This window comes from Variovorax sp. 22077 (assembly GCF_052044195.1).
Taxonomy (GTDB): Bacteria; Pseudomonadota; Gammaproteobacteria; order Burkholderiales; family Burkholderiaceae_C; genus Variovorax; species Variovorax atrisoli.
Genome location: NZ_JBQEQC010000051.1, coordinates 1 through 7,608, shown reverse-complemented (window position 1 = coordinate 7,608; position 7,608 = coordinate 1). Strand labels below are relative to the sequence as shown.

The following is a 7,608-nucleotide window of genomic DNA, read 5'->3' as shown; positions in this document are numbered from 1 at the left end:
CTGGATGTCTATCCCGTACTCTTCATCGCCCAGCTTGAAGGTCACCACCTCCAGGCGGCTCACGCCGGCGGCGGAAGAGCCCGAGGCGGCTTGTTGCATGGGATCTCTTGCCTTGTTCAGCATCTTTTCTTCTCCGGTTTGAATGGGGTTGCGTGGTTTCTTCAGGCGGGTTCCGCCACGGCCTCGGCGGCCTCGGCCCTGAAGACGCGCACGGCTTTCACCAGGCCATCGGCCTGTTCCTGCAATGACTGGGCTGCGGCGGAAGCCTCCTCGACCAGCGCGGCGTTCTGCTGCGTCACCTGGTCCATCTGCGTGATCGCCTGGTTGATCTGCTCGATGCCCGACGTTTGTTCCTGGCTGGCCGCGGTGATCTCGCCCATGATGTCGGTCACACGCTTCACGCTGCCCACGATCTCTTCCATCGTGCGGCCGGCCTCCTCGACCTGCTTGCTGCCTTCCTCGACCTTCTCCACCGAGTCGCCGATCAGGGTCTTGATTTCCTTGGCTGCTGCAGCAGAGCGTTGGGCCAGGCTGCGGACTTCGGAGGCGACGACTGCAAAGCCGCGGCCCTGCTCGCCTGCTCGGGCTGCTTCGACGGCAGCATTAAGAGCGAGGATGTTCGTCTGGAAGGCGATGCCATCGATCACGCCGATGATGTCGACGATCTTCTTGGACGACGCATTGATCGAGCCCATGGTGTCGACAACCTGCGAGACGACGCTGCCGCCCTTGACTGCGACTTCAGAAGCCGACACCGCCAGCTGATTGGCTTGACGCGCGTTGTCCGCGTTCTGCTTGACGGTCGAGGTCAGCTCTTCCATCGAAGCCGCCGTCTGCTCCAGCGAACTCGCCTGCTGTTCGGTGCGAGAAGACAGGTCCTGGTTGCCCGATGCGATCTGGCTCGACGCCGACATCACGCCTGTGACATTGGAGCCCACGTCCGCGACGATGGCGAACAGGTTCGCGCTCATCTGGTTCAGCGCGCGCAGCAGCCCGGTGATCTCGTCGCCGCGCCGCACGTCGAAGCGCACGAGGTCGCCGCCCGCGATGGCACGCGCCACGTGAACCGCTTCGTCGAGCGGCCGGAACACGGTGCGGACCAGGAACTGGCCCAGGCCCAGCCAGGCCAGCGCGAAGCCCGCGCCTCCGGCGGCCATGGCACCCGGCAGCCAGCTCTGCGCGCCGGCCGATGCGACCAGCCGCGACGCCTCCATCCAACCGAGGACACCCAGGCCCAGCGACAACAGCGCCCCCAGGCCGGTGACGCCGAAGACGCGCTGGCGTACGGGAATGCGGCGCAACCGGGCCAGCGGGTCCTTCCAGCCGCGCGAGATCACTTCGCCCTGCAGCAGCTCGATGTCCTTGGCGCGGCCTTCACGGATGCGGGCGTAAAGCGCCTCGGCTTCGGCCACTTCGGCGCGCCCAGGCTTGCTGCGCACGGACATGTAGCCCTGCGTGCGGCCATCTCGGCGGATGGGCGTGACGTTGGCCAGCACCCAGTAGAAGTCGCCGTTCTTGCGGCGATTCTTGATGAGGCCGGTCCAGGGAAGCCCTTGCCCCAGCGTCTGCCACAGGTCGGCGAAGGCCTCGGGCGGCACGTCGGGGTGGCGCACGATGTTGTGCGCCTTGCCCATGAGTTCGGCCGCGGTGAAGCCGCTGGCCTCGACGAAAGCCGGGTTGACGTAGGTGATGCGACCCTTCAGGTCGGTGCGGGACACCAGGGCGGCGTCCGGCGACAGTTCGTACTCGATGCCGGTGACGGGAAGATTGACGCGCATGGTCCGTTCGTCTTTCTTCAGGTCAGGGCCGGGCGTTGTTGCGCGACCAGGTCCATCTGCGCGATCGCCTGATTGATCCGCTCGATGCCCGGGATCAGGGCCATCGGCGGCAGTGCCGCCGCGATGCCCGCGCCCGGACGAATGCCGTTTGTCAGATCCTTCAAGCTCATACCTCTTTCTTCCTTCTCTAGCGTGAGACCGTGCCGCCGCATTCGATGGATGCGCCAGCACCGTCGTTCTGATATCGGCAGGTACGCGCCAGAGTTGAGCCCTTTGTCATCAGAAAGTGGTCCATTCGTTACCATCGGCGCCGCTCATGACCAACTGGTGCATGGGATTGCCCCGCTTCTCGCCGCGCGGGGAGATCGCCTTTGCCGGCTTCGTGGGCTTCGCAATGGGAGTGATCGTGCTGAAGCTGGGGCGCCGCATGGCGCCGGCATCGGGGTCCAGCTTGAAAATGCCCACGGTCTGCACGAGGCTGCCGGCCTGCTCCTGCAGCGACTGGGCTGCGGCGGAAGCCTCTTCGACCAGAGCGGCGTTCTGCTGTGTGACCTGGTCCATCTGCGTGATTGCCTGGTTGATCTGCTCGATGCCGGAGGTCTGCTCCTGGCTCGCAGCAGTGATCTCGCCCATGATGTCGGTCACGCGCTTCACGCTGCCGACGATTTCGTCCATGGTGCGGCCGGCCTCTTCAACCTGCTTGCTGCCTTCTTCGACCTTCTCCACCGAGTCGCCGATCAGGGTCTTGATCTCCTTGGCTGCCGCAGCGGAGCGTTGGGCCAGGCTGCGGACTTCCGAAGCGACGACTCCGAAGCCACGGCCTTGTTCGCCGGCACGTGCAGCTTCAACGGCAGCATTGAGCGCAAGGATGTTGGTCTGGAAGGCGATGCCATCGATCACGCCGATGATGTCGACGATCTTCCTGGACGACGCATTGATCGAGCCCATGGTGTCCACCACTTGCGACACCACCATGCCGCCCTTCGTGGCGACTTCGGAGGCGAAGACGGCGAGTTGGTTGGCCTGCCGGGCGCTGTCGGCGTTCTGCTTGACTGTCGAGGTCAGTTCCTCCATCGAGGCGGCGGTCTGCTCAAGCGAGCTCGCCTGCTCTTCGGTGCGCGACGACAGGTCCTGGGTGCCGGACGCGATCTGGCTCGAAGCCGTCGCGATCGTGTCCGTGCCGAGGCGGACTTCGCCGACCACCTTGGCGAGGCTCGTGTTCATGTCCTTCAGCGCCTGCATGAGCCGGCCGGCCTCGTCGCGGCTTTCAACGCGGATGTCCACGCGCAGGTCGCCGGAGGCCACGGTCTCTGCCGCTTCGACTGCATGGCGCAGGGGCCGCACGATGCCCGCACTCAGTCGCCAGGCGAAGAGCGCGCCCAGCACGACGGCAACCGCAGCCAGCGACAGAAGCATGATCCGGCCTGAAAAATAGTCTTCGGCGATGTCGCGGGCAGCCGCGTCGATCTCGTCGTGCTGGTGCTGGTCCACCTTGTCGACTGCGCTGCCATAGGCGGCCAGCGCCTCGGAGAAAGTGGTGTCGACCATCTTCTGCGCTTCTTCGATCTGGCCCCGGTCCTTGAGCATGGTCAGGTTCGTCACGATCTCGCGCACCTTGGTTCGCGCGACCATGACCTGTTCGTAGAGCGCTTTCTCCTCGGGCGTGCTCAGCTTCGACTGGAACTCCTTCTGAACCGACGAGATGCGCTCCATGCCGGTCGACTGGAGCTTGGCGAAATAGGCTTCGAGCCTGGTATCCGGCGCCTTGATCATGGCGATGGTGGCGACCGAGGTCGACCTGAGAGTGCTCTGCCATTCGCCGGCCAGGCGCTCCTTCGTCAACGCCTGCGTCATCATCCTCTCGGTGGCCTGGCTCACGTGGGCGAGCCTCCACAGCCCGATGCCGGCCATGCAGGCCACAAGCAACAGCATCACCGCAAAGCCCAGGCCCAGGCGGGTGCTGATTCTCAGGTCCTTGAATTTCATACTTCCTCTTCTGATGACAGGGGACGGCACCCATGCCTGCGCGATGCGCAACACCGTCACACCGTTATCGGCCTCGGAATCTCGGACCTTCAATTTGTTAACTCAGAACTCCGTCCAGTCACCTTTGTCGTCGCCGGCCATGGCGAGTTGTGGCGCGGCAGAGGGCTGCTTGCGCGTCGGCAGGGCCTGGGCGGACCGCCTCGGCGTGGGCCTGGCGGGCTTGGGGATCGGCGTGATGCGCGTGAACCCGGGGCGCACGGTGGCGACGGCATTTGCGTCGAGCTTGAAGATGCTCACCGACTTGACGAGGCTGCCGGCCTGCTCCTGCAGCGACTGGGCTGCGGCGGAAGCCTCTTCGACCAGCGCCGCGTTCTGCTGCGTGACCTGGTCCATCTGCGTGATCGCCTGGTTGATCTGCTCGATGCCCGACGTTTGTTCTTGGCTGGCAGCGGTGATCTCGCCCATGATGTCCGTCACGCGCTTCACGCTGCCGACGATTTCGTCCATGGTGCGGCCGGCCTCCTCGACCTGCTTGCTGCCTTCTTCGACCTTCTCGACGGAATCGCCGATCAGGGTCTTGATCTCCTTGGCGGCTGCAGCGGAGCGTTGAGCCAAGCTGCGCACTTCGGAAGCGACAACTGCAAAGCCACGGCCCTGCTCGCCTGCGCGGGCTGCTTCAACTGCAGCATTGAGCGCAAGGATGTTCGTCTGGAACGCGATGCCATCGATCACGCCGATGATGTCGACGATCTTCTTGGACGACGCATTGATCGAGCCCATGGTGTCGACCACCTGCGAGACGACGCTGCCGCCCTTGACCGCAACTTCGGAGGCCGACACCGCCAGCTGGTTGGCTTGACGCGCGTTGTCCGCGTTCTGCTTGACGGTCGAGGTCAGTTCTTCCATCGACGCAGCCGTCTGCTCCAGCGAACTCGCCTGCTCTTCCGTACGCGACGAAAGATCCTGGTTGCCCGATGCGATCTGCGCCGACGCCGTCGCGATCGTGTCCGTGCCGGTGCGCACCTCGCTGACGATCTTCACGAGGCTTTCGTTCATCTCCTTGAGGGCATGCATCAGCCGGCCCGTCTCGTCCTTGGACGCCACCTCGATGCGCGAGCTGATATCGCCCGCCGCGACCTTCTCGGCCACCTGCACGGCCTGGCCGATGGGGCGGGTGATGGAGCGCGTGATGAGCCATGCGATGGCTGCCCCGATGAGAACTGCAAGGCAGCCCAGCGCCAGCATGAGGTTGCGCGACCATGCGTAGCCGGCGGCGGCTTCGTCGTTGGCTTCCTGCGAACGCTTTTCCTGATGTTCGGCCATCGCATCGAGTTCTGCGAGCACAGACCTCACCGCGGGTTGGAACTTCGAGATGAAGAGCGACGTCGCCTCTTCGTTGTTGTTCTGCAGGCCCAGCTCGCTGAGGCGCGCGTTCAAGGGCACCAGCACGGCCACCTTCTCGTCGATGCGTGCAAGGAGCGTCTTGCCTTCGGCGGTCGTCAGCAGCTTCTCCAGCACGGCGCGGCTCGTGGTGAAGCGATCGCGCGCAGCGGCGATCTTCTTCATCTCCTCGCGCATCGCGCCATCTTCGGTCAGGAGGATCATGTTGCCGTCGAGGATGGCGATGTCGCGGATCGCGTCCACCATCTTGTTGACCGAGGCCACCTTGACGTTGTTGCCGGTGACGATGCCGTTCAGCCGCGTCTGGATGTCGGTCATCGCATTGAGACCAAGGACCGCGATGCCGGCCAGGAGAAGAAGCACTGCTGCAAAGCCCGCGCCGAGGCGCGTGCCGATCTTGAGATTGAGAAACGAGTTCATGGGGAGAGGTTTTTTTCGGAAATCTTCGTGTTGACGTGCTCGAGCAGCCGGTCGAGCCGGTCCGACACCTTGGCCGCGTCATGGGTCGAACGGGTGACCGAACGCATGACGAGCCAGACGATGGCGATCGCGGTAAGCAGGGCCGCCACGCCGAGCACGAACACTGTCTGTTGCGCCCACTCGTAGCCGGCACCCGCCTGGAAGCCGAGGCTCAGCGCGATGACCAGGAGGAGCAACAGGATGGCGAAGCGCGCGCCGATGCGCAGGGCTCGCCTGGGACTGATACGCGTACGCATGGATCTTCAGGCCGGCAGGGCTTCCTCTTGTGCGTCGAGCTTGAATGTGCTGACTGCGCGCACGAGGCTGTCGGCCTGTTCCTGAAGCGACTGGGCTGCGGCGGAAGCCTCTTCGACCAGCGCGGCGTTCTGCTGCGTGACCTGGTCCATCTGCGTGATTGCCTGGTTGATCTGCTCGATGCCCGACGTTTGTTCTTGGCTGGCCGCGGTGATCTCGCCCATGATGTCGGTCACACGCTTCACGCTGCCCACGATCTCTTCCATCGTGCGGCCGGCCTCTTCGACCTGTTTGCTGCCCTCTTCGACCTTCTCCACCGAGTTGCCGATCAGGGTCTTGATCTCTTTAGCGGCTGAAGCGGAGCGTTGGGCCAGGCTGCGGACTTCCGAAGCGACGACAGCGAAGCCACGGCCCTGCTCGCCCGCCCGGGCTGCTTCGACGGCAGCATTGAGCGCAAGGATGTTCGTCTGGAAGGCGATGCCATCGATCACGCCGATGATGTCGACGATCTTCTTGGACGACGCATTGATCGAGCCCATGGTGTCGACCACCTGGGACACGACGCTGCCGCCCTTGACCGCGACTTCGGAGGCAGACACCGCCAGCTGGTTCGCCTGACGCGCGTTGTCCGCGTTCTGCTTGACCGTCGAGGTCAGCTCCTCCATCGAGGCCGCCGTTTGTTCGAGCGAACTCGCCTGCTCCTCCGTCCGCGAAGAAAGATCCTGATTCCCCGCCGCGATCTGCCGCGAGGCGACTGCGATCGAGTCCGTGGACGCCTTGATGCGCGTCACCAGGTCGGTCAGCGTGTCCTCCATCTCGCCCATGCCGCGCAGCAGCCGGCCGAAGTCGCCGCCGCGTTCGGTCTCGAATTCCTGGCTCAGGTCACCGGATGCCACGGTCTCGGCGATCAGCAGCGCTTCGCCGATGGGCTGCACGATGCTGCGCGTCAGCAGCCATGCGGTCACAGTGCCGGCAGCCAGCGCGAGGCAGGCGAGGACCACGATCCAGGTGCGACCCGTGCGGTATTGCGCGTCGATGGCGGCGGCGGTCCTGTCGATCTCCCGCTGCTGGAAGTCCACCATGGCGCGGATGCTCGCGTCGTAGGCATCGAGCGCAGGCATCAGCTGCGCGTCGGTCAGCGTCGTCGCCTCGTCCTTGCGGCCATCGGCCTTGAGCTTGAGGACCTGGTTGCGCAGCTCGACATAGTCGCCGCGCTTCTTCTTGATGTCGGCGCTCAGCGCCAGTTCCTCGGGCGACGCCAGCGCCGCCTCGAGCTTCTTCTGCGTCTCGGTGATGACGGCGCTGGTGGCCGAGATGTTCTTCTGCAGGTAGGCCTGCACGGTCGGGTCTTCGCTCTTGAGCAGCGAGAAGGTGCGCACGCTGTTGGTGTTGGTGGCCAGCTGCCATGCGGCCGCGAGCCGCTCCTTGGCCAGCGATGCACCGGCCATCGCCTGCGTGGCCTCGCCCACGGCCTGCAGCCGCAGAACGCCGATGCCGGCGATGAGCACCACCAGCGCCAGCACGCATGCGAAGACGGCGCCCATGCGCCGCCCCACGGTCCAGTTCTTCATCATGTACCTGTCTCCTCTCGGAACCTCTGTTGTAGTCGTCGTGCGGGTTCGGGGATGAATCGGACGCTCAGGCGGCGATCTTCTCGACCAGGCCCATCTCCTGGCTGGACATGAGCCGGTCGATGTCCACCAGGATCAGCATCCGCTCGTCCAGCGTG

6 protein-coding genes and 1 pseudogene are annotated in these 7,608 nt (G+C 64.7%); all 7 read right to left on the bottom strand.

The genetic code is table 11. The features are described 5' to 3' along the window. Nucleotides 1–161: 161 nt before the first annotated feature. Nucleotides 162–1,778: a methyl-accepting chemotaxis protein gene (locus ACTJLF_RS34270; protein WP_440884853.1), complete on the bottom strand. Its 1,617-nt coding sequence runs from the start codon at nucleotides 1,776–1,778 to the stop codon at nucleotides 162–164. Nucleotides 1,779–1,795: 17 nt separating this feature from the next. Further along, nucleotides 1,796–1,948 carry a hypothetical protein gene (locus ACTJLF_RS34265; protein WP_354326141.1) on the bottom strand — a complete coding sequence of 51 codons (153 nt, stop codon included), beginning with the start codon at nucleotides 1,946–1,948 and terminating at the stop codon, nucleotides 1,796–1,798. Nucleotides 1,949–2,057: 109 nt separating this feature from the next. Further along, nucleotides 2,058–3,764 carry a methyl-accepting chemotaxis protein gene (locus ACTJLF_RS34260; RefSeq protein ID WP_440884854.1) on the bottom strand — a complete coding sequence of 569 codons (1,707 nt, stop codon included), beginning with the start codon at nucleotides 3,762–3,764 and terminating at the stop codon, nucleotides 2,058–2,060. A 102-nt stretch (nucleotides 3,765–3,866) separates the two neighbouring features. Beyond that, entirely contained in the window at nucleotides 3,867–5,585 is a 1,719-nt protein-coding gene (locus tag ACTJLF_RS34255; RefSeq protein WP_440884852.1) for a methyl-accepting chemotaxis protein, read from the bottom strand. Further along, the gene (locus ACTJLF_RS34250) at nucleotides 5,582–5,881 is read right to left on the bottom strand and encodes a hypothetical protein (protein WP_126183166.1); all 300 of its coding nucleotides are present in this window, start codon (nucleotides 5,879–5,881) and stop codon (nucleotides 5,582–5,584) included. Before ACTJLF_RS34250 ends, ACTJLF_RS34255 begins: the two co-directional genes overlap by 4 nt. 6 nt (nucleotides 5,882–5,887) lie before the next feature. Then, a complete protein-coding gene (locus ACTJLF_RS34245; protein WP_440884851.1) occupies nucleotides 5,888–7,453 on the bottom strand; it encodes a methyl-accepting chemotaxis protein in 1,566 nt (521 codons plus the stop codon). Between the two features lie 64 nt (nucleotides 7,454–7,517). Next, nucleotides 7,518–7,608, bottom strand: a pseudogene (locus tag ACTJLF_RS34240) (chemotaxis protein CheW); the annotation flags it as partial.